The sequence below is a fragment of the Leptolyngbya sp. GB1-A1 genome, assembly GCF_039962475.1.
Classification (GTDB): Bacteria; Cyanobacteriota; Cyanobacteriia; order Elainellales; family Elainellaceae; genus Leptolyngbya_A.
In genome coordinates this window covers 21378-43658 of sequence record NZ_JAMPLI010000031.1, presented here as the reverse complement: position 1 = coordinate 43658, position 22281 = coordinate 21378, and the positions used below count along the sequence as shown (strand labels likewise).

The window sequence follows — 22281 nt, the reverse complement described above, 5'->3', positions numbered from 1 at the left end:
CACTCCCAGTCTGCTTACGACAGATCAGAACTTACGTTATCAACAGAACTTGCAGCAAGCTGGAATAGCAGTCATTGTTCTCGTAGCACCCAGCAATAGACTCCCTAATCTCGTTCCTCTCATAGCAAATGTTCGTGACGTGCTAGACATCATTGCTCTGGGAGAAGTAACGGAAGTTACTCAGGAAACATCAGCGTAAACAGCCACGGGAACGCGCTTATAAGCAGGAGTACCTGACTTAGGATCAATTTTTGCCTTAAAAATGACATTCACTTCCGGGTAAAACATCATTGCTGCGCCTGCTCGAATGCCGCCGAAGATAATTTCGACATTTTCCAGTTTTCCGGCATCGCCCTGGACTGTGACGCGCTGGTGTTCCTCGAACCCTGCTTTGGCTGCGTCCGATCGATTCATCAAGATACAGTTGCGGTGAGGCATTCCGCGATATTTGTCTCCTGGTTTATAAACGACGGTGTTGTGCTGCGAGTAGCTTCTGCCCGTGCCCAAAATTAAGATCATTGCCTGTTTCGTCTGAAGAATTCCAAAGTCTTGCAGCGTGGGCAGCATGAGTTGGGGAAGGGGTGTAGTAAACATTGCAGCTTTGCCGGAAGCAGTGGCAAACGTGGGCTGATCGAAGACCCGGTTGGCGATCGTAAATTCGGTTTGGGTGTCGTCCATCAAGGCGATCGCTTCATAGCCGGGAATGGTTTGGGCGATGAGTTGGCGCACGTAGCGAGTGTCCTGCAGTTTGCGCCAGTTGATGGGATTTGTACCGTGAATACGGTGGGCAATTTCGGTCAACAGTTCCACTTCGGAGATCAGGTCTGCGTCGTGCAAATGGCTTTTGCCTTCGTCGTTAAGCCGCACGAAACTGTTGCCAGATTCGGTGGTTGTTTGGTGGGGATTCTCAAAGCGGTTGAAGACAGGCAGGATCAGGGTGTTTTGCCGCGCTAATCCGTGGAAGTGCCCCAGGTTGGGCTTGGTTGCGACATAGAAAATGGTGTCGATGTTGCCGAGGGCACGTTTTGCCTGATGCAGATCGGGATTTGCCGCGTAAAAATTGCCGCCGAGACAAAGCAGCATATCGACTCGATTGTGGTCAGCGGCTTCCATCAGCGCACGAGCATCGTAGCCCTGAACGCGACTGAGCGATCGTCCAAGCAGTTTTTCTAAGGCCTGCTGAATTTCCTGCCGCAGGCGCACTGTGACGCCCATCGAGCCAAAACCCTGCACATTAGAATGTCCCCGGATTGGCATTGTGCCTGCACCCGGTTTTCCGGCATTGCCGCTTATTAAGGCAGTATTGGCGATGCTGAATACGTTATCCGTGCCGTTGCTATGGTGGGTGATGCCCATTGCCCAGGCAAAAACGACCGCTTTTGAAGTACCAATCATCTGCGCGGCAACCTGGATTTCTGCCCGATCGATTCCGCAGATAGAGGTAATGGTTTCCCAGGAAGTCGATCGCGCCTGATCTACGACCGCTTCCCACCCTTCGGTGTGTGCCTTGAGGTAATCCCACTGCACAAGGTTTTGCTCAATCAGGGCTTTTTGTATACCTACCAACAGAGCCGTATCGCTGCCGGGAACAGGCTGAAGGTAAAGCGAAGAAATTTCTGATCCACCGCTTAAAAGCGACTTTATTGGGTAAGCAGGCGAAGCGAATTTCACCAAGCCGACTTCAATCACGGGATTGATCACAATCACCTTGCCACCCCGATCGCGGATCTGAATCAGCTCATTCATCAATCGCGGATGGTTTGCCGGAGCATTCGAGCCAATCAGCACCACACAATCGCTCTGCTTCAGGCTTTCCAGACTCACCATCGACGTACCGGAACCAAACATCTGCTTCAGTCCCACCGTGGAAGGCGCATGACACAAATCCGAGCAGTCCGCCAGATTGTTCGACCCCATTGCCCGCAGCATTAACTGCAACAAAAACGCTGCCTCATTCGACGATCGCCCGGAACTGTAGGACGCAACCCGCTCTGACGGCTGCCGAAATGCCGTTTCTGCAATATTAAACACTTCATCCCAGGAAATGCGCTCGTAGTGCGACTGTCCCGCCCGCAAAATCACCGGAAAACTTAAACGTCCCAGGCGATCGGCTTCCAGCGAAGTGAGCCGCTGAAGTTCGGCAACACTGTACTGATCAAAGAAATGGGGCGTAAGTCCGGGCTGAAGTTCGGCAACGATCGCCTCGACGCTTTTCATACATCGCTGCACTTTTTCGCCCAGTTCGTTCGTGAAGCCGCCTTTTTGTCCGCCCGTACCCCAGGCGCAAGAGAGGCAGGCACTTTTGTGGGTCAAGGTCTGCCACAGTTTCACACCCTCTGGAGACAGCGTTTTTTCTGCCCAGTATTGAATGACGGGAAATCCGCCGCCTGCCTCAGGCACATCCGAGTCGATCGATGAAGCAGACAATGGGCCAGCTCCGGTTTCGGGCTTTGGGGCATCCATTAGCATTCACTCCAAACCGTTTACAGTGAAACGACGATTACCGCTCAGGGGGAACTGCTTCGCATCGCTCTATCTGAAAAGTAGCCGATTCCCCCCACGGACGGTAGCGTGAAAGATTACAAATTCTGACAGCCGCAATCAGCACATTACGACAAAGAGCCGATCGAATGGCTCGCTTGCTAGGCAGATTCGAATGCTAGGCTGAAATGTTATGAACCTCCGACCGTTTGCGGATGAGCGGCGATCGGAAAATCTCTACAATAATAAAAAGAGTAAAAATCAACCGAGTAGAAACCAACGAGAGCGGAATGACCAGCCAACTGTATGACGTTGTTGTAATTGGGGGAGGCGTTGCGGGAACTGCCCTGCTATATTCGCTGGCAAAGTTTACCGACCTGAAGCGAGTTGCGCTGGTTGAAAAATATAGTGGCGTGGCAGCAGTAAACTCCAAGGCGACGAACAATAGCCAGACTATTCACTGCGGAGATATTGAAACCAACTACAGCCTGGAAAAGGCGTTGAAAGTGCGGCGATCGGCGCAGATGGTAGTGCGCTACGGCGCAGAATTGTCTGATGAGATGCGCGATCGGGTGATTTACAAGTTTCCCAAGATGGTGCTGGGTGTTGGTTCCCAGGAGTGTGAATTTTTGCGGCAGCGATACGAGCAGTTCAAGCCCCACTTCACTGGAATGAGTCTGCTCGAAAAATCCCAGATTGCCGAAGTCGAACCCCATGTGGTGCAGGTCAACGGACAAGCTCGACCAGAAGAACTGGTGGCGATCGGGATTCAGGATGAATATACCGCGGTGAACTACGGGGCACTATCACAGTCGTTTGTCGAGCTGGCGCAAACCGTCGAAGGCAAAACGATCGACCTGAAGCTGGGTACACTGGTGCAGGCGATCGAAACGGCAGGAGCGAATTACCGCATTGTCACGCCCAATGAAACGCTGACCGCTCGCTTTGTTGTGGTTTCTGCAGGGGGACACAGCCTGCTGTTTGCTCACAAAATGGGCATTGGGCTGGAATATTCCTGTCTGCCGATCGCGGGTAATTTCTACTTCACGCCGCAAGTGCTGAACGGTAAGGTCTACACGGTGCAGAACGACAAGCTGCCCTTTGCCGCGATTCACGGCGATCCTGATGTCACGGTTCCCGGCAAAACGCGCTTTGGTCCGACTGCGCTGCCCATGCCCCTGCTGGAGCGATATGACTGGAAAACTGCCTTCGATTACCTGCAAGTGCTGCGGCTCGATTCAACCGTGATGGCAGTGCTGTGGGATTTGTTCAAAGTGAGGGACATTCGCAATTACATCTTCAAAAACATAGCGTTTGAGATGCCCGTGGTCGATCGCCGCCTGTTCCTCCAGGATGTGCGAAAGATTGTGCCTTCGTTGCAGCTTGAGGATCTGGAGTTTGCTCGCGGCGTGGGCGGCATTCGTCCGCAGTTAATCGATCGCACCCAGCGCAAGCTGATTTTGGGACAGGCAGAAATCGATCCGGGCAATGGTATTCGGTTCAACATCACGCCTTCTCCGGGTGCAACTACCTGTTTGGGCAACGCCGAGCACGACATTTTGCGAATTCAAGAGCACCTGGGCTGTGAGTTCGATCGATCGTGGTTTGAGGCGGAGACGGTGGCAGCCTAGCAGAGCGGTGGATCGGGGGCGAGTGGGTGGCTGAGTGAAGCTGAAGCGTGCCATGATTCTTGGGAATACTGCACGCAAACCCTCAGGAACCTCTTGAGAAACCGATGAACCTTAAGAATCTCATCTTTACTGTCTTGCTTGTCTTTGTGCCCATTTCGGTTCTTGCCGACGCGCTGCACTGGGGAGCACTGGTGATTTTTATTAGTGCCTGTCTGGCGATCCTGCCCCTGGCCGCCTGGATGGGAACTGCAACCGAAGAAATCGCGATCGTCACTGGGCCCTCGATCGGCGGTTTGCTAAACGCGACCTTTGGCAATGCTACAGAGCTAATCATCGCCCTGGTTGCCCTGAAAAGCGGTGTTGTAAACGTGGTCAAAGCCAGCCTCACGGGGTCGATTATCGGCAATTTGCTGCTGGTGATGGGCTTCTCGATGCTGCTAGGTGGACTGCGCCACAAAGAACAAAGCTTTGAGCCAACGATCGCCCGCATCAATGCTTCAACGATGAATTTGGCAGTGGTGGCAATGCTTTTGCCGACGGCAGTGGACTATACCTCTCCGGGCATTGATCAACTGACGCTGCAAAAGCTGTCGATCGTGGTTGCTATTGCGCTGATCACGGTGTATCTGCTCACGCTGCTGTTCTCAATGAAAACGCACAGCTATCTATATGATGTGGGGATTGCCGAAGAAGAAGGAGAAGGACTCGTCCCCGAAGGCAAAAAACCCAATCTGCTGCTATGGGTGGGGGTGCTGCTGGTTGTAACCGTTCTGGTGGCGATTGAGTCGGAAATGCTGGTTGGTTCCCTAGAGGAAGCCACAAAACAGTTAGGGCTGACTGAACTGTTTACCGGAATTGTGCTGCTGCCAATTATTGGCAATGCGGCGGAACATGCAACAGCGGTGGTCGTTGCCGTGAAAAACAAAATGGATCTGGCAGTTTCGGTCGCCATGGGATCGAGTCTGCAAATCGCGCTATTTGTTGCCCCCGTGCTGGTGATCGCAGGCTATTTCTGGGGACAGCCGATGGATCTCGACTTTAATCCGTTTGAACTGGTTTCCGTTGCAGTAGCGGTGTTTATTGCTAATTCGGTCAGTTCCGATGGGCGATCGAACTGGCTGGAAGGAACGCTGCTGTTAGCGACTTACGTGGTGATCGGGGCAGCGTTTTTCTTTCATCCTTAAAGACGCTACTCTACCGAGCTTATTCCGACTGAGGAGACTGGAGATCCGCCAGCAGCAGATTAATTCGTTCTGCGACATCTGCTCTCCCTTCTGGCGGAGCGTCGCGCAGAAAAACATCGATAATAAACCAGCGACAAAGCAGCGGATCGATCGGAACCAAATGCAGGATGACTTGATTTAAGACTTCCGTCAGCAGCGTGTCGGGAAGCCGATGCAATTCATCCCGAATCACGATCGCCTCTTCTAAATCATGGGTTTGTCCGACTTTTAAAACCGCTTTGACCACAGCCTCAATCAGATGATTGAAATCTTCAGTGTTAAGGGTTTCGTTAAAAGGCTGATTTGACAAGCAACAATTCCTTGATTCGCTTAATGATTCAAATCGAGTGCTGACCGATCGGGAGCACTTTCCTCAGCTTTATGTCCTTAGCTTAATCTAAGAGAATGTTTAAAAAGTATCAAAAGTGCTGGGTTGTCCCCATACCCCCAAATGCTGAGGGACTTTGAGCGTGAGGAGAGATGGCTCAGTTCCCCTCAAAGTTTAATTCCGTATCGGGGATGGTTCGGGTAACAGCAATCGCTTTTCAACCCTCCTCTTAATCCATGCCATCAATTTTTTTCACTATGAATTAAACGCTAACGAAGATTAAGCTTTTGATTCAGCAGTGAAAGAGCAAACTTTTGAGAGCAGAATCGAGAGCAGAGTTGAAATTAAAATTTGGGCTACCACAAATAATACCCGCGCCTCAATCAGCGTCCTCTAGCCTAAGGTAGAGTAAAGACAAGTTACGCCCATAGGTAGAAGCGATCGACCTGAACGAAGCAGGGATAATGAATCGATGTATGCCTGTGGCAGGACTTCTAGCCAGTGACGTACTCATCCTGACCTACCGCGAAAGTTACACCCGCTATGACCACCGCTTCTCGCACCCCCAATTCCGATACCCTCGATCTCCAGCAGCTCCTCAAAACGCTGGTTGAAATAAAAAAGGGTAATTTCTCTGCTCGAATGCCACTCGACCAGACCGGCATTGCAGGCAAGATTGCCGATACGCTCAACGACATCATTGAGATGAATGAGCACATGGCAACTGAACTGGAACACATTAGCCAGGTGGTTGGTAAGGAAGGCAAAATTAGCGAACGCGCCTCGCTCCAGAATGCGAAGGGAGCATGGAAGGCATCGATCGGCTCGGTCAATGCGCTGATCACCGATCTGGTGCAGCCGATGACTGAAACCACGCGGGTAATTCGGGCGGTTGCCACTGGAAACTTGACGCAGACGATCGCCACCGAAATTGACGGCAAACGGCTGCAAGGCGAGTTTCTGCAAACGGCTCAAATCGTCAACACGATGGTGGATCAGCTCAACTCCTTTGCTTCAGAAGTAACACGGGTGGCGCGGGAAGTAGGAACTGAAGGAAAACTCGGCGTGCAGGCAGATGTGCCTGGAGTAGCGGGAACCTGGAAGGATTTGACCGACAGTGTAAACTCGATGGCAGGCAACCTGACCGCACAGGTACGAAACATTGCTGAAGTAACAACGGCGGTGGCAAACGGAGACCTCTCTAAGAAAATCACCGTGGATGTGAAAGGCGAAATCCTGGAGCTGAAAAACACCATTAACACCATGGTGGATCAGCTCAACTCGTTTGCCTCGGAAGTAACACGGGTAGCGCGGGAAGTCGGAACTGAAGGAAAACTCGGGGTACAGGCAGATGTACGCGGAGTAGCGGGAACCTGGAAGGATTTGACCGACAGCGTAAACTCGATGGCAGGTAACCTGACCGCACAGGTACGAAACATTGCTGAAGTGACAACGGCGGTGGCAAATGGGGATTTGTCGAAGAAAATTACCGTGGATGTGAAAGGCGAAATCCTGGAGCTGAAAAATACGGTCAACACGATGGTGGATCAGCTCAACTCGTTTGCTTCAGAAGTAACACGGGTGGCGCGGGAAGTCGGAGCAGAAGGAAAACTGGGCGGACAGGCGCAAGTTCGCGGAGTAGCCGGAACCTGGAAAGACCTGACCGACAGCGTGAACTTCATGGCAGGCAGCTTAACCGCACAGGTACGAAACATCGCCGAAGTAACAACGGCGGTGGCAAACGGAGACCTCTCCAAGAAAATCACCGTGAACGTGAAAGGTGAAATCTTGGAGCTGAAAAACACCATTAACATCATGGTGGATCAGCTCAACTCGTTTGTGTCTGAAGTGACGCGAGTGGCGCGGGAAGTGGGAACCGAAGGAAAGCTTGGCGTGCAGGCGCAAGTTCGCGGAGTAGCCGGAACCTGGAAAGACCTGACCGACAGCGTGAACTTCATGGCAGGCAACCTGACCGCACAGGTACGAAATATTGCTGAAGTGACAACGGCGGTGGCAAATGGGGATTTGTCGAAGAAAATCACCGTGGATGTGAAAGGCGAAATCCTGGAGCTGAAAAACACCATTAACACCATGGTGGATCAGCTTAGTTCCTTTGCCTCGGAAGTAACACGGGTGGCGCGGGAAGTGGGTTCTGAAGGAAAACTCGGGGTACAGGCAGATGTACGCGGAGTAGCCGGAACCTGGAAAGACCTGACCGACAGCGTGAACTTCATGGCAGGCAGCTTAACAGCACAGGTACGAAATATTGCGGCGGTAACAACGGCGGTGGCAAATGGGGATTTGTCGAAGAAAATTACCGTGGATGTGAAAGGCGAAATCCTGGAGCTGAAAAATACGGTCAACACGATGGTGGATCAGCTCAACTCGTTTGCTTCAGAAGTAACACGGGTGGCACGGGAAGTGGGTTCTGAAGGAAAACTCGGCGTGCAGGCGGAAGTAAAAGGCGTAGCCGGAACCTGGAAAGACCTGACCGACAGCGTGAACTTCATGGCAGGCAGCTTAACCGCACAGGTACGAAACATCGCCGAAGTGACAACGGCGGTGGCAAACGGAGACCTCTCCAAGAAAATCACCGTGGATGTGAAAGGCGAAATCTTGGAGCTGAAAAACACCATTAACACCATGGTGGATCAGCTCAACTCGTTTGCCTCGGAAGTAACACGGGTGGCACGGGAAGTGGGAACCGAAGGAAAACTCGGGGTGCAGGCATACGTCCGCGGCGTGGGTGGAACCTGGAAGGATTTGACTGATAACGTGAACTCAATGGCAGGCAACCTGACCGCACAGGTACGAAACATCGCCGAAGTGGCAACGGCGATCGCGAACGGGGACCTCTCCAAGAAAATCACCGTGGATGTGAAAGGTGAAATTCTCGATCTGAAAAACACCATTAACACGATGGTGGATCAGCTCAGTTCCTTTGCCTCGGAAGTAACACGGGTGGCGCGGGAAGTAGGAACCGAAGGCAAGCTGGGCGGTCAGGCGCAGGTGATTGGCGTTGCAGGAACCTGGAAGGATCTCACTGACAATGTGAACTCGATGGCAAGCAACCTTACAGCCCAGGTGCGAGGCATTGCGCGAGTGGTGACAGCGGTGGCGAACGGAAACCTGAAGCTCAAGCTGATGCTAGATGCCAAAGGCGAAATCGAAACGTTAGCCGACACTATCAACGAAATGATTGACACGCTGGCAACGTTTGCCGAACAGGTTACGACCGTTGCCCGAGAAGTAGGAAGCGAAGGAAAACTCGGTGGACAGGCAAAAGTGCCGGGAGCATCGGGAACTTGGCGCGATTTGACCGATAACGTGAACGAGCTGGCAGCGAATCTAACGACGCAGGTGCGAGCGATCGCCGAAGTAGCAACAGCGGTGACTAAGGGCGATTTGACGCGATCGATTTCCGTCGAAGCAAAAGGGGAAGTGGCAGTCCTCAAAGACAACATCAACCAGATGATTGCCAACCTGCGCGAAACAACGCAGAAGAACACCGAGCAAGACTGGCTCAAGACCAACTTGGCGAAATTCACCCGTATGTTGCAGGGGCAGCGCGACCTTGAAACAGTGTCCAAGCTGATTCTGTCCGAATTGGCTCCGCTGGTTTCGGCGCAACACGGGGTCTTTTACCTGATGGAAGCCAACGAAACCCACACGTCCTATCTCAAGCTGATCAGCACCTACGCCTACAAAGAGCGCAAGCACTTAGGCAACCGCTTCGAGCTAGGACAGGGACTAATCGGGCAGTGCGCTTTAGAAAAGGAGCGCATTCTCCTGACTGAAGTTCCAGCAGACTACATCAGAATTAGTTCTGGACTGGGTGAAGCAACCCCGCTGAATGCGGTTGCGCTGCCTGTTTTATTTGAAGGACAGGTGACTGCGGTGATCGAGCTTGCTTCGTTCTCGCGGTTCAGCGACATTCACTTAACGTTCTTCGATCAGTTGACCGAGAGTATTGCGATCGTCCTCAACACGATTGCCGCCAGTATGCGAACTGAAGAACTGCTGAAACAGTCGCAGTCACTGGCAGAAGAACTGCAAACCCAGCAGAAAGAGCTAACGGGAACCAACCAGCGATTAGAACAGCAGGCGCAGTCACTCAAAGCCTCGGAGGAACTGCTCAAGAATCAGCAGGAACAGCTTCAGCAAACCAACGAGGAATTACAGGAGAAAGCCGAACTATTAGCCGTTCAAAACCGGGAGGTGGAACGCAAAAATCAAGAAATTGAACAGGCGCGTCGATCGCTGGAAGAAAAAGCCGAACAGCTTGCCCTCAGTTCCAGATACAAATCGGAATTCTTGGCAAATATGTCGCATGAACTGCGAACGCCGCTCAACAGTTTACTGATTCTGGCACGACTTTTTGCCGAAAACAGCGACGGCAACTTAAGCGATAAGCAAATCGAATATGCCCGTACGATTTATTCTGCCGGAAACGATTTACTTGGACTCATCAACGACATTCTGGATTTGGCAAAAATTGAGTCGGGAACGATGTCAATCGAAACAGAGCCAATGTCGATTAATGACTTCCGCAATCACCTCGATCGCACATTCCGCCAGGTCGCCCAGGATCGTAATCTCGAATTTCAGATGAACTTTGATCCGCAGTTGCCGCGCACTTTGTACACCGATGCCAAGCGGCTTCAGCAAGTTCTAAAAAACCTGCTCTCGAACGCCTTTAAGTTCACCGAGCAGGGTCAGGTCAGCCTCAACGTAAGCCTTGCAACGGGGGGCTGGAGTTTTGATAAAGAAACGCTGAATCGTGCCGATCGCGTAATTGCCTTTGCGGTTACTGATACGGGAATCGGCATTGCGCCAGATAAACAGCAGGTCATCTTCGAAGCGTTTCAGCAGGCAGATGGCACAACCTCCCGGAAGTATGGGGGAACGGGCTTAGGCTTGTCGATTAGCCGAGAGATTACCCGTCTACTAGGCGGTGAAATTCGCCTTAAGAGTGAGCTGGGTTGCGGCAGCACGTTCACGCTTTATCTGCCCCAAAGCGAGGGAGAACGCTGGAGTTTACCGATTCCTACCCTCGCTACCTCATCCTTGCAATCCACGATCGTCCGACCTTCCACGGTGCTAGCAGCAGGGCAACCAGCGACAGCAGGCAATCAGCCCGAACCAATGGCACTGATGCGTGAGCGGGCGATCGAAGACGATCGAGACTCTATTCAACCAGGTGACCTGACCTTGTTGATCGTCGAAGATGACCTCAACTTTGCCGGCATTCTGCTAGATCTGGCACGACAGCAAGGCTTTAAGGGACTGGTCGCCACGCGCGGTAACGTCGGGCTGGAAATGGCACAGCAGCTCAAACCCACCGCAATTATGCTCGATGTTCGCCTTCCCGTTCTCGATGGCTGGATGGTGCTGGATCGGCTGAAGCATCACGCTGACACCCGCCATATTCCAGTCCACATGATGTCGGTAGAAGAGGGATTGCAGCGCAGTTTGCGGCAGGGAGCAATCGCGTATCTGCAAAAGCCTGTTAACAGCGAGTCATTGCTCAACGCCCTGGCAAGCATTAAGGAGTTTGTCGAGCGTCCGATGAAAAATTTGCTGATCGTCGAAGATGATGACGTTCAACGCCAAAGCCTGGTTGAACTGATTGGCAATAGCGACGTAGCAATTACCGCGATCGGCACAGGTGCAGAAGCGCTTGAGACATTGCGATCAGGTCACTTTGACTGCCTCGTGCTCGATCTGGGACTACCCGACATGGATGGGTTTGCCTTCCTTGAGCAGATTAAACATGACTCCAGCCTGGCCCACTTGCCGATCATTATCTACACCGGAAAAGATCTATCGGCTCAAGAAGAACGGGAACTCCGAGGCATTTCTGACACGATCATTCTTAAGGATGTCCGATCGCCCGAACGTCTGCTGGATGAAACTGCCCTCTTCCTGCATCGGGTTCAGGCAGACTTACCAGACCTTCAGCGACAAATGCTGGAACGATCGCAGCAGCAAGATCCAACGCTGGCAGGCAAAAAAATTCTCATTGTCGATGATGACGTGCGGAATATTTTTGCCCTTACCAGTGTATTAGAACGCTATCAAATGGAGATTCTGTACGCAGAAAACGGTCGAGAAGGCATTAGCGTATTACAAAATCACCCGGATCTTGATTTGGTGTTGATGGATGTGATGATGCCCGAAATGGATGGGTATGAAACGACGCAAGCCATTCGGGAAATTCCCCAATTCGCTCATCTGCCCATCATTGCGTTAACGGCAAAAGCCATGCGCGGCGATCGGGAAAAATGCATCGAATCGGGAGCTTCGGACTACATCACTAAACCTGTTGAAACCGATCAGCTCTTGTCTGTACTTCGGGTTTGGCTCCACCAATAATCCAACTGCTTTGTCAGGAACCTTTATGCCCGTCCTTATGCAGCTTGCCGAACTTGAGGATCTCGAAATTCAGCTTCTTTTAGAGGGAGTGAATCGCTACTATGGCTTCGACTTTCGAAGTTACTCGAGCGCGTTAATTAAACGTCAGATTCGAGATCTCATTCAAACCGACAAGCTGCCCAACATCTCTCGACTGCAAGAAAAGATTTTGCATGAACGTGCCTATATGGAGCGTTTTTTGCTGAATCTGTCTGCAAATCGTACAGGGATGTTTCATGACCCCAGCTTTTACCTGGCATTTAGAACTCAGGTTGTGCCGCTGCTGCGAACTTATCCATCCGTTCGGATCTGGTATGCCGGATGCATGACCGGGGAAGAAGTGTATGCAATGGCAATCCTACTGTGGGAGGAGGGCATTTATCCTCGCTGCCGCATCTACGCAACTGATATCAATGAATCTGCTCTCGCTCAAGCACGAACGGGCGTTTTTACCCTTGGACGGACACAGGAGTATGCACTCCTCTATCAACAGGCAGGGGGAGAACAACTGCTTTCGGAGTACTATACAGTTAGAAACAATAGTGCGATCGTCCACTCATTTCTAAAGGAGAACCTTGTCTTCGCAGCCCACAACCTAGTGACGGATGCTTCTTTTAATGAATTTAATGTCATTCTCTGTCGCAATGTTTTAACCTTCTTAAATTCTGAGCTTCAGGCAAAGATTCATCAGTTATTCCACGACAGTTTAGGGAGATTTGGGATTCTAGGCTTGGGACAGCAGGAAAGCTTGAAGTTTTCACCGTATCAGCAGTGCTATGAGCTATTCGATCCTCAAGCACAGCTCTATCGGAGAATTGCCTGATCACCAAGCGACCGTGATTGTCAAGGGTAAATTAGGGATGACTCAACAAATCCACCATGTATTATCAACTCCTGCTTCTTCTCTAATCACGCCGGAATCGAAAGTGAATGTCCTCCTTGTGGACGATCGCATCGAAAATCTAGTTACGCTAGAGCGTGTATTACAGAGCCTGGGGCAGAACTTGGTCAAAGTGCAGTCGGGAGCTGCCGCATTAAAATATTTACTTCAGCATGATGTCGCTGTAATCCTGCTGGATGTGCAGATGCCCGGTATGGATGGCTTTGAAACAGCAAGGCTCATTCGTCAGCGCGGTCGATCGCAGCACACTCCCATTATTTTTCTAACTGCGTTTGCCGAAAGCGACGATTTGCGCTCTCAGGGCTATACGTTGGGCGCAGTCGATTATTTATATAAGCCGATCGAACCTACCATTTTGACTTCTAAAGTCTCTGTTTTTATTGATTTATTCAAAAAGAATCTCGAAGTTCAGCATCAGGCAGCCCAACTGATTGCTCAAAACGCAGAACTTATCCGTGCCCAGGTTGCTCGCCAGCAAGCCGAAGAAGCAAACCGCATAAAAGATGAATTTTTAGCGATCGTCTCTCACGAACTGCGAACGCCCCTAAACTCAATTTTGGGCTGGTCGCAGCTCTTGCTGAAGCGGGAGTTTGAGCCTGCTAGAATGCGACGGGCACTCGAAACGATCGTACACAATGCCCAGGCTCAGGTGCGGCTGATCGAAGACATCCTTGACGTATCTAGGCTGATGCGCGGCAAGGTTGAACTGTCGATTCACCCGATCGACCTGCCCTCTTTTATTGAGGCAACCGTAGAATCGATTCGTCCCCAAGCCGAGGTGAAATCGATCCGGCTCGACGTGCAGCTTGATCCGACTGTGGCAAGCGTGAGAGCAGATTCAGTGCGGTTGCGTCAAATTCTCTTGAATTTACTCACCAATGCAATTAAGTTCACCTGCGAAGGCGGAAACGTTAGCTTACAGGTTCGATCGAATGCCGACGGCGTAATCAGGCTGCACATCAGCGATACGGGAATCGGTATTGACCCAGAATTTCTACCTTATATCTTTGATCACTTCCGCCAAGCCGATAGTTCTTCCACTCGCAGCCACGGTGGATTAGGCCTCGGACTTGCGATCGTCCGTCAGCTCGTCGAACTACATAACGGCACAATCGAAGCACACAGCGACGGCTGCCACCAGGGAACTACGTTTACGGTGCATCTGCCAATCGGCGATCGTCAGCGAGAAGAGATTGCTGAACTTTTACCAGAAATCATGGCATCAACCTGTGAAAGGCTCAGCTCCCCGGAAAGATATGAAGCTCAAGCGTGAGAATTAATGCGGGATGCAATCAATGCGGGACACGATCGAGAATCGACAGCCTATGCTGACAGAAACCCGTATTCTAAAAACCGTACTCTAGCAAGTACCTTTTAACAGGAAAGAAAAACTTTTAACTCGATGTGCCGCTCAGTTCCTCTTGCAGCATCGCCTCATAAAGCTGCGGCAGTCGATCGCTCATGTCGTTTGTTTCAATTCCATAGCCCAAACTAGTCCAGACGGGCGAAAGAATTTGCAGTACTTCTGAAAGCTGTCCCTGTTGCAGCAGCGCAGATAAATCTACTCCCCAAGCTTCCGAGTCGCTGAGCCAGCGATAGACTACCTCATCCTGATACTGTGGCTCAAAGCTGTAGTGCTGCCAGAACCAGAGCCCAGACGGGTCAGGATGGTATTTCTCTGCCTGCTCTTCCCAAGTGGTGGTAATAAACTGGTAGCGTCCGGCTGCCGTGGTGCAGTCGCCCTGATTCACACCAACCGTAATCGGCACACAGCGATCGGGATGCTGGTTAAAATCCTCAAAATGTTCGCCACCAAACAGCAGCGTGTAGGGCTTGGGACCGTTCGATTCACTCGCGGAGATCGTTCGCATTAAAGCGCGGATGTAGGGATCGCCACTTTGCTTCACGAGGGGCGGGTAGTTGCTGCCGTCTAACTCAAAGCTCGATCGTGGTTTTGAGGGAATAGCATTCCAGAGAATACTGACGGTTCCCAGGGCAATTAACCCTGCCGTTAGCTGGCGCAGCAGCAACCCAACCGACGAGGGAGACTTTTTGTTTCGCTGGGACAATCGCCCTGAAACGCCATCAGGAATAGAAGACTCAGGAGCAACAGAATCAGAAACAACAGAATTAGGAACAGAAGACTCAGGATGGTTTGAAGTCACAGCTCAATTAAACTTGACCAGGACAAATCTTTCCCATCCTAGCCTAGTTGGGCTGCCTTGAGTTCCTGCCGATCGATCTCCCAATCTATCCACTAAGCCACCCCCGCAAACATCGCCTCATAGGACAAAGCCGGTGCGTCGGGCTTGGCAACAATTTCCACGATTTTATTTTTTGCTTCTGGCTGGGACAAAGCCTCCACACAAACCTGCGCGACTTTCGATCGCGGAATACTGCCATCAAAGAGCGTGTCTGCTTTAGACATGACGATCGCATCGGTATTGTCTTCGTTTTTGAGTCCTCCCGGTCGAACGATCGTGTAGCTCAAGCCGCTTTGCTGCAAATACTCTTCTGCCCGCTTTTTCCACACTAAAATCAGCCAGAACAAATTGAGCGGATGCAGCAGTTGAGAGGTACAGAGCGAAGACACCATGACAAACTGCTGGATTCCCTTCTCCTTTGCCACATCAACAAGATGCTTGGTTCCCTCATAGTCCACCTTGTATGGACCTGTGGGGTCAAAACTGGGGGCGGCTCCCGTCGCAGATAGCACCACCGTACAATCTGCCATCGCTGTCCGCAGAGTTTCTGGTTCCAGCACATCTCCCACCACGCATTCTGCCTCTGGGGGCAAAATTTGCTTTGCCTTATCTAGATTTCGCACCAATGCTCGCACCGAAATATTACGGCTCACCAATTCCTGCACAATCCGCCGTCCGGTTTCACCTGTAGCCCCTGCTACAAACACTTTCATATGCTGCCCCTTTACTAGAAATTAGACGCTTGAGCGAGTCGATCAAAGCAAACAATTGAATCAGTGAATTGAATAACTTATTGAATCACCTGATGAATTAAATAACCTGATGAATAAGCCAAATCCTGAATTTGGGCGATCGACCTTAAATAATGAACTCCGGCTCCTCAGAATTTTACAAGAGTAAATTTGTGGCTTGGCTGCTCCAGTTTAGTGAAAATTCAGTAAATCAGTTACTGGCAATTAACAATCTCTATCAGTCGCTGCTTTTGCGGATGCATTCCGCTGTCGCCCCTGCTAAATCTATGCTTACCAGCTTTCTATCCGTAGATCGATCGAGGGCATCCTTACTCGGACAGGATATGCTAGACAAGATTTTAGTCTCATCTCTCCCCTGACAGACTGTTTGCCTGAGGTTTAAGATCTACAGTCAGAGCGATCGGCAGGATTGTTGAAAGCAACCCTGAGGAAAACTGGAGCGCGTCCTCCTTGAAAGGCGCCGAGAAAGAAGCCGACCTACAGCCAAGATTGCAGGACTATCGCAGGAACGGAGCGTATGCAGTCAAACCCAGCAGAACATTACTCCATTGATGCTTCTCCGATTTTGGAAGCCAGTGCCCACCGGACAGAAGGGCATTCCCTTAATGCGGAGCAGCTTTCCCGACGAGGTCGTCCTACCGAAGATTGCCTCAGCAGCGAGCCAACCCGCTTTCATGGCACGTTTGCCAGCAGCATGGAAATGTATGCCGAAGCGCGAATGGTTGCCCAATACCTGGATGAGCATCGGGAATGGTTTCCGCGCTGTGCTCATCCAATGCAGTCTGAGTCGATCGGGGAAACAGGTTATGCCCTTACCGTCGGTCGATTTGGCGCGTTTGGCTATGATGTCGAACCCAAAGTCGGACTCGATCTACTGCCGCAGCAGGCAGGCATTTATCGCATTGCTACGGTTTCAGTGCCAGGATACGAACCGCCCGGATACGATGTTGATTTTCAGGCAGCCCTTCAGCTTGTCGAAATTGAACCGGATCGGTCGCTTTTTGCGGCAAAAGAGCGGGCACAGCTCCCCGACAAAATTACCCACGTCGAATGGGAACTCGATTTGCAAGTGTTCCTCCACTTTCCCCGCTTCATCCAGGCTTTGCCCAAGTCCCTAGTCCAGTCCACAGGCGATCGTCTCCTGAACCAAATTGTGCGCCAAGTCTCCCGACGACTAACCCAGAAGGTACAAGAAGATTTTCATACCACTGCTGGAGTGCCCTTCTACAAAAAGAAAAAAGGTCTTTAGCGAGCGTCAGAGCAGGCTGCGAGTTGAAGTTTAGGGGGTTAAGTCTCCCCCTAATTCTCCCTAAATGGCTACTGGGTACACACTAAGCGAGTTTATTCGTATTTGAGGTACTGCAGCCCTCTAAATCCCTAATCTTGGGGAATTTCCGAACCCACAATCAGCTCAGTTCCGCCCAGCATTGACCCGTCAGGACGTTCAGAGCCATTTCACCCGCTGGTCAGACTGATCAGTACACAGTCGCTTTAGGAGCTGTATAACCCGCTTACTGAAGAAACACTTCCTGCCAGGTGTAGTTCTCTCTCAGCTGCTCGGTATAAAACTCCCTATAAAAAAGACAAAGTAAGGTAGGGGAAAGTAGCAGGCTCTCTCACTCGCAATTTCTCAACCTGCTCACGCTCTCCTCAAACCTTACTATGGGCGATCGAGGAAAGAAAGCACAAGAACAAAACATACGCCCACTCTCACCTCCCATCCCTTATTCCCTCATCCCCTACATCGGCGCAGCCAAAACTTGTGTCCAATAATGATTCCAGTTCTCAGTGCCCGTATCACTTGGCATAAAGTAATACCCAACTCCGATTTCCCTTAGTTTGGGGTCAAGCAAATTAGCCCGATGTCCGGGACTATTGATCCAGCCTTGCACCACACTGACAGCTGTTGTATGTCCTGCACCAATATTTTCAGCCACCCGCGACCAGCGATAGCCTGCGGCAGTTGCTCGTTGACCGGGCGTAACGCCAGTGGGGCTGGTGTGGTCGAAGTAATCCTCCAATGCCATGTTCTGGCTTTGGGTTTGGGCAGCCGTGCCTAACAGCGGATTCAGCGTCACGGGGGGCAAGCCATTTTGACGGCGAAAATCGTTGGTAAGCGACACAATTTGATCGATCACACTCACACTCACAGGCTGGGGTGCGGGTAAGCCAGTTTGCAGCGAGCTGCTGTTAGACGACGCACTGGTTTCAAGATTAAGCTGATAGCGGTTTGCTCCTTGTCCTCCAGCAGAAACCTGGAGGTAATAGGTTCCGGCTGCTAATTGAGAGCGGCTTACCTCTTTTTGCTGAAAACTTATCTGAGCCGATTGCACAATTTCGCCCGTATCAATTCGTCCGTTGAAATTGCGGTCTTGAACTAGCCTTAGGTTTGCTCCCTGCCTAGAGCTTCTAAACTTGATGCGAATGCCGCTGGGCTGTGCTAAATCAAACCGAAATAAATCGCTTGAGTTGCTGGAGTTCACTCGATCGCGAATTGCCGCCGTGCTGGGAATTCCTTTTGCAGCACTGAGGTCAGAAAGAGTTCTACGCATGATTTCTCCTAAAGCAAACGCAAGCTGCGTTCACCGATAGCAAGTTACAGTGAGCGATCGTCTTGCCAAGATTCAGAAGTCAAGGCGCATAGACGAATAAATTTGGGGAAATTGACAAAATAAGAGTTCCTGCAAAGCTTGGGGCAAAGCTCTGAATCGATGTTTGAGCGAAAGGTTGAGTCAAGGATTCCCTGAGTCAGAGATGCAGCCAGGGAATCAACAGGGAATGCAGGAAACGTTGGGGCAAAAGGTCAACAGGGGAATTGCCGTTTCTCAGTCGTCATCAAACAGGGCTAAAGCTGTACTGAGCAGCCCAAGCATCAAAGCTACCCTGATTATTTATACCGCCATTTAGGAAAGTTCCTTGAGTTTGTCCCGCTAGGTAAACCGTGTACGGCGAGTTGAGTGCAGCGTTAGGGGCAGGGTTCACAACGATTAAACTGTACACATCATCGTCCTGCGGCGTACCGACCAGCGTACTGCCGAGCAGCGTTCCCGCCGAATCAAAGGTGGCAAGCCAGCCATCGGACAAGCCGAGTGGGGCATTGCCAAAGAGTGATCCGGTCGTTTCCCCTGCCAAATAAATTCGATCGCGATCGTCGATCGCAATTGCCTGAGATTCGTCAAGCTGAGCCGTCCCAAACTGTTTGATCCATTGGCGAGTGCCATTGGAATCGTACTTCGCCAGAAAGGCATCGCTGCCGCCTGCGCTCGTTTGTCCCGGAAGGGCGCCGATCGTATCGCCCGTGATGTAGACATTACCACCGCTGTCAACAACGACTCCGCCCGCCAGATTTGTGCCCGGAGCCTCGATCGTTTGATGCCAGAGCCTTGCTCCATTGCCGTTTAATTTGGCAACAAAGGCATCGCCACCGGTAAGCGGATCGGTCGCATTAGGGGTTAGCGTGGCGCTGGTAATTCCACTGAGGTAGATGTTACCTTGAGCGTCGAGCGTGATATCCGTGCCGCTGCTGGAACCTGAAAGCTCATTCAGTTCTACCACCCATTGCTGATTTCCACTGCTGTTGTATTTGGCAACAAAGGCTCGACTGGGCTGACCGAAGCCCGCTACTGGGGGTAAGCCGCGCAGGAAGCCTGTGACATAAACATTGCCCTGAACGTCGATCGCAATTCGCGAGGCAGCATCAGCAGCCGGAATAGCAGCACCCGGCGCAACTGGAATATCAGTCGTTGTGGCGATCGTTGCTGACCAAAGCTGTGTTCCATTAGAACCGTATTTGACAGCGTAGCCATTGGGATTGGGAACTGGTCCCAGCATGGGAATGATCTCTGTTATCACATCAATGCCGGAGACATAGTAATTGCCTGCCCTATCGGCGACGATGTCGGCTGCTACATCCGTTCCCGAGCGCCCAAACTGTCTCAGGATTGGGGCAGATCCTTCAGTGCTAAGCTGCGCAACATAGCTATCTCGATCGCCTGCATTTGCTCCGCCTAAATTACCGTTGGTAGACCCTGCCACAAAAAGCGTCCCGCCGTTGACTGCAATTCCATAGGCATAGTCATTGGCACTGCTTCCAAACTGACGCACCCAGTTTCGGGTAAAGGACTGAGAAGCAGGTGGGTTCGTTGGCGGCGAAGGCGGGGAAGGAGGAGGAGGCGAAGGTGAAGCAGGAGGAGGAGGCGAAGGTGAAGCAGAAGGGGACGGTGAATCTGTTGGAAGCGGAAGCGGCGTTGCACTAGCCACCAGTCGATAAGCGGTAGAATTTTTGCGGAAGTAGAGCCGCAAATAGTATTCCCCTGCATCCAGCGTCAGGTTTACAGTGTTAGAGCTACCTGAAGTTGCTTTCGATCGCGACAGAAAAGTGAACTGCCGCCGCAAATCTTTTGGTTTGAGCTGTCCCAGATTAGTTTGGCGAAGCCGCTTCCACGGTTTACCAGCAGTGGATTTTGGGATAAATACGTCAACCCCGATCGCACTTTTGCGTTGAATCCCGCTCACTTGCAGCGTTAGGGTACTGCGACTGCTCAACCGAAGCCGGGCAACGTCATTCCGGTCTTGCCGATCTAAAGCATCTCGAAGAGAGACGGGGGCTGCAAGAGAGCCTAAGTTTCTTGCTGCTCGCAGGCGATTTCCGAGACGATCGGCTGGCATGAGCCATGCTCCTCCTGAACGTACTGTAGACTCTAGCCTGCCCTAATTCCTCCGACGATCGATCAAAATGCTCCGTACTTATACAGAAATTTTCAGGTCTGTAAAATTTTACTCAAAGAAACCTCAGTATGATTGACGAAGCCTAGACCTATCGTTCATTGTTAACAATTCGCTGTGTGCGAAATGTAACATTCACGCCCTCATTTGATTGTTCCAATACCAGCAGAGGAGTGGGCTTTGCTTTTTGATCCCAGTGCATCGTGGCAATTCTGCCCTGAATCGTTGGCTGCCAGTTCTCCTCACCGCCCTGACTCATGTATTTTTCCATACACTCAATAATCTGGGCGATCGTGGTTGAGGTGGGCTGAGTCGGCAGCTTAGCAAGCTTGATCTGAATCCGAAACAGCACTCGTCGATTCGTTCCTACAGGTGAGCTGGATGGGTCGTATTCCACATCAAAAATTTCGTCGATCATTCGTCCTGTTGCACTGGCAATGCCGACAATGCCGTTGTCTGCCTGGGAGGGACGTAAGGCGATCGTAATTTTTTCTTTGACTCTAATTTTAATTTGATTAACAATAGTAAAGTGAAACTGCTCTTCCTCCATCCGCATCCGCAGATAGTCAAGGTTAAACTCGCGGGAGTGGATCAGGTCCGGATTGCGCTCCATTTTGCTGATCGTGCCCAGTGCTAACTTCAGCTTTTTTTGCAGTTCTCGATTTTTGAATTCCTCAAACCGCCGCTGTTTTTCGAGCTTGGTCGTGCGGATTTTGTTGTAAATCGCTAGCCCGATTAGCAGCAGCGTGAGAATACCTGACGTTGCCATCCAGATCTGCTGGAGCGAGAGTTCAGAGGCTGGGGTAGCAGGCTTTGCCTGAGCCAGATGAGGTTCGACATGAATCAGTAGAGACATGGCTAAGTGGGATCAGAGCGATCGACAGTTTTTGGTTGATACGAATTATGCAGTTAGGATGCCCCTGAGACATGGACAGAGAATCATCCTTACACACATCTTTCCAGGCAGCTTGCTGGGAACCCGTACAGTTTTTACAGGAACTTGTACTCATAGAGAAAAAAGCTGGTTGTTCGCAGCACCTTAGAGGAGGAATCGTTCCTTTCCTGCCGCTCGATTGCTAAAGTAATGCAAGAGTACGCCCGGTTTTAGATGTCAAATTTTTATGTCAAATTGGCTTGAGCATAGTGTCCAGATCGAGGTTCCCGTTCCAATGGAGCAGGTTTGGGGGTTGTGGGCTGACCTGGAGCAGATGCCGAACTGGATGAAATGGATCGAGTCTGTGAAGGTGCTGGAAGACAATCCCGATCTGTCGCGCTGGAAGCTAGCAACCGGAGGACTAGAGTTTAGCTGGAAATCGCGCATTCTCAAGCAGATTCACCATCAGATTATCCAGTGGGAGTCGGTTGACGGGCTGCCTAACCGGGGCGCAATTCGGTTTTACGATCGCGGCGAGTACAGTATTGTGCGGCTCAGCGTGTCCTATGCAATTCCAGGCGTGATTGGCAAAATTATGGACAATTTGTTTTTGGGACGGGTGGTTGAATCGACGCTTATGGCAGATCTGGAGCGGTTTAAGGAATATGCGATCGCCGCTCACACAAATTCGGCTGCTTAACTGAGTATTTTAATTGAGCAGTCATTTTTAATAGAGGGCGTGCAGTAA

At 51.2% G+C, this 22281-nt stretch carries 14 protein-coding genes and 1 pseudogene; 8 read left to right on the top strand and 7 right to left on the bottom strand.

Annotated features, from left to right (window positions below):
- Positions 1–10: 10 nt before the first annotated feature.
- Positions 11–199, top strand: a pseudogene (locus tag NDI45_RS22095) (hypothetical protein); the annotation flags it as partial.
- On the opposite strand, the gene NDI45_RS22090 reads toward NDI45_RS22095, so the two are convergent.
- Entirely contained in the window at positions 181–2463 is a 2283-nt protein-coding gene (locus NDI45_RS22090; RefSeq protein WP_348248757.1) for an FdhF/YdeP family oxidoreductase, read from the bottom strand. The pseudogene NDI45_RS22095 and the gene NDI45_RS22090 overlap by 19 nt on opposite strands.
- Positions 2464–2771: 308 nt before the next feature.
- On the opposite strand from NDI45_RS22090, the gene NDI45_RS22085 reads away from it, so the two are divergent.
- Both NDI45_RS22085 and cax read left to right on the top strand, forming a co-directional pair.
- Positions 2772–4112, top strand: a complete 1341-nt coding sequence (locus NDI45_RS22085) for an FAD-dependent oxidoreductase (RefSeq protein WP_348248755.1) — start codon at positions 2772–2774, stop codon at positions 4110–4112.
- 104 nt (positions 4113–4216) lie between these two features.
- Positions 4217–5296: a calcium/proton exchanger gene (gene cax, locus NDI45_RS22080; protein WP_348248753.1), complete on the top strand. Its 1080-nt coding sequence runs from the start codon at positions 4217–4219 to the stop codon at positions 5294–5296.
- 19 nt (positions 5297–5315) lie between these two features.
- Here the strand turns inward: cax and NDI45_RS22075 are convergent, their stop codons facing one another.
- Complete coding sequence (locus tag NDI45_RS22075) at positions 5316–5645, bottom strand: hypothetical protein (protein ID WP_190793426.1); 330 nt, start codon at positions 5643–5645, stop codon at positions 5316–5318.
- Between the two features lie 561 nt (positions 5646–6206).
- Here NDI45_RS22075 and NDI45_RS22070 point away from each other — a divergent pair.
- Genes NDI45_RS22070 through NDI45_RS22060 form a run of 3 tightly spaced genes read left to right on the top strand, consistent with a single transcriptional unit; the run spans position 6207 to position 14251 of the window.
- A complete protein-coding gene (locus tag NDI45_RS22070) occupies positions 6207–12038 on the top strand; it encodes a HAMP domain-containing protein (protein WP_348248751.1) in 5832 nt (1943 codons plus the stop codon).
- 25 nt (positions 12039–12063) lie between these two features.
- Positions 12064–12900, top strand: a complete 837-nt coding sequence (locus tag NDI45_RS22065; protein WP_348248749.1) for a CheR family methyltransferase — start codon at positions 12064–12066, stop codon at positions 12898–12900.
- Positions 12854–14251, top strand: a complete 1398-nt coding sequence (locus NDI45_RS22060) for an ATP-binding protein (RefSeq protein WP_348248747.1) — start codon at positions 12854–12856, stop codon at positions 14249–14251. Before NDI45_RS22065 ends, NDI45_RS22060 begins: the two co-directional genes overlap by 47 nt.
- 121 nt (positions 14252–14372) lie before the next feature.
- Here the strand turns inward: NDI45_RS22060 and NDI45_RS22055 are convergent, their stop codons facing one another.
- Positions 14373–15143, bottom strand: a complete 771-nt coding sequence (locus tag NDI45_RS22055) for a glycoside hydrolase family protein (RefSeq protein WP_348248745.1) — start codon at positions 15141–15143, stop codon at positions 14373–14375.
- Between the two features lie 92 nt (positions 15144–15235).
- The gene (locus tag NDI45_RS22050; protein ID WP_190793428.1) at positions 15236–15895 is read right to left on the bottom strand and encodes an SDR family oxidoreductase; all 660 of its coding nucleotides are present in this window, start codon (positions 15893–15895) and stop codon (positions 15236–15238) included.
- A gap of 556 nt (positions 15896–16451) precedes the next feature.
- Between NDI45_RS22050 and NDI45_RS22045 the strand changes: the two genes are divergently transcribed.
- Complete coding sequence (locus tag NDI45_RS22045; RefSeq protein ID WP_190793429.1) at positions 16452–17183, top strand: DUF1997 domain-containing protein; 732 nt, start codon at positions 16452–16454, stop codon at positions 17181–17183.
- A 490-nt stretch (positions 17184–17673) separates the two neighbouring features.
- On the opposite strand, the gene NDI45_RS22040 is transcribed toward NDI45_RS22045, so the two are convergent.
- The 3 genes from NDI45_RS22040 to NDI45_RS22030 form a co-directional block, all read right to left on the bottom strand.
- Positions 17674–18486, bottom strand: a complete 813-nt coding sequence (locus NDI45_RS22040; RefSeq protein ID WP_199296719.1) for a CAP domain-containing protein — start codon at positions 18484–18486, stop codon at positions 17674–17676.
- A gap of 283 nt (positions 18487–18769) precedes the next feature.
- Entirely contained in the window at positions 18770–20602 is a 1833-nt protein-coding gene (locus NDI45_RS22035) for an SBBP repeat-containing protein (protein ID WP_348248742.1), read from the bottom strand.
- 148 nt (positions 20603–20750) lie between these two features.
- Positions 20751–21515: a hypothetical protein gene (locus tag NDI45_RS22030; RefSeq protein WP_348248740.1), complete on the bottom strand. Its 765-nt coding sequence runs from the start codon at positions 21513–21515 to the stop codon at positions 20751–20753.
- Between the two features lie 265 nt (positions 21516–21780).
- On the opposite strand from NDI45_RS22030, the gene NDI45_RS22025 reads away from it, so the two are divergent.
- Positions 21781–22233: an SRPBCC family protein gene (locus NDI45_RS22025; RefSeq protein WP_190792482.1), complete on the top strand. Its 453-nt coding sequence runs from the start codon at positions 21781–21783 to the stop codon at positions 22231–22233.
- The last annotated feature ends 48 nt before the right edge of the window (positions 22234–22281 follow it).

What these genes read in the sequence shown, in the direction of transcription:
- cax (WP_348248753.1), top strand. Translation starts at nt 4,217, where the DNA reads ATGAACCTTAAGAATCTCATCTTTACTGTCTTGCTTGTCTTTGTGCCC.
- NDI45_RS22090 (WP_348248757.1), bottom strand. Translation starts at nt 2,463, where the DNA reads ATGGATGCCCCAAAGCCCGAAACCGGAGCTGGCCCATTGTCTGCTTCA.
- NDI45_RS22085 (WP_348248755.1), top strand. Translation starts at nt 2,772, where the DNA reads ATGACCAGCCAACTGTATGACGTTGTTGTAATTGGGGGAGGCGTTGCG.
- NDI45_RS22045 (WP_190793429.1), top strand. Translation starts at nt 16,452, where the DNA reads ATGCAGTCAAACCCAGCAGAACATTACTCCATTGATGCTTCTCCGATT.
- NDI45_RS22060 (WP_348248747.1), top strand. Translation starts at nt 12,854, where the DNA reads ATGAGCTATTCGATCCTCAAGCACAGCTCTATCGGAGAATTGCCTGAT.
- NDI45_RS22025 (WP_190792482.1), top strand. Translation starts at nt 21,781, where the DNA reads ATGTCAAATTGGCTTGAGCATAGTGTCCAGATCGAGGTTCCCGTTCCA.
- NDI45_RS22040 (WP_199296719.1), bottom strand. Translation starts at nt 18,486, where the DNA reads ATGCGTAGAACTCTTTCTGACCTCAGTGCTGCAAAAGGAATTCCCAGC.
- NDI45_RS22050 (WP_190793428.1), bottom strand. Translation starts at nt 15,895, where the DNA reads ATGAAAGTGTTTGTAGCAGGGGCTACAGGTGAAACCGGACGGCGGATT.
- NDI45_RS22030 (WP_348248740.1), bottom strand. Translation starts at nt 21,515, where the DNA reads ATGTCTCTACTGATTCATGTCGAACCTCATCTGGCTCAGGCAAAGCCT.
- NDI45_RS22035 (WP_348248742.1), bottom strand. Translation starts at nt 20,602, where the DNA reads ATGCCAGCCGATCGTCTCGGAAATCGCCTGCGAGCAGCAAGAAACTTA.
- NDI45_RS22065 (WP_348248749.1), top strand. Translation starts at nt 12,064, where the DNA reads ATGCCCGTCCTTATGCAGCTTGCCGAACTTGAGGATCTCGAAATTCAG.
- NDI45_RS22070 (WP_348248751.1), top strand. Translation starts at nt 6,207, where the DNA reads ATGACCACCGCTTCTCGCACCCCCAATTCCGATACCCTCGATCTCCAG.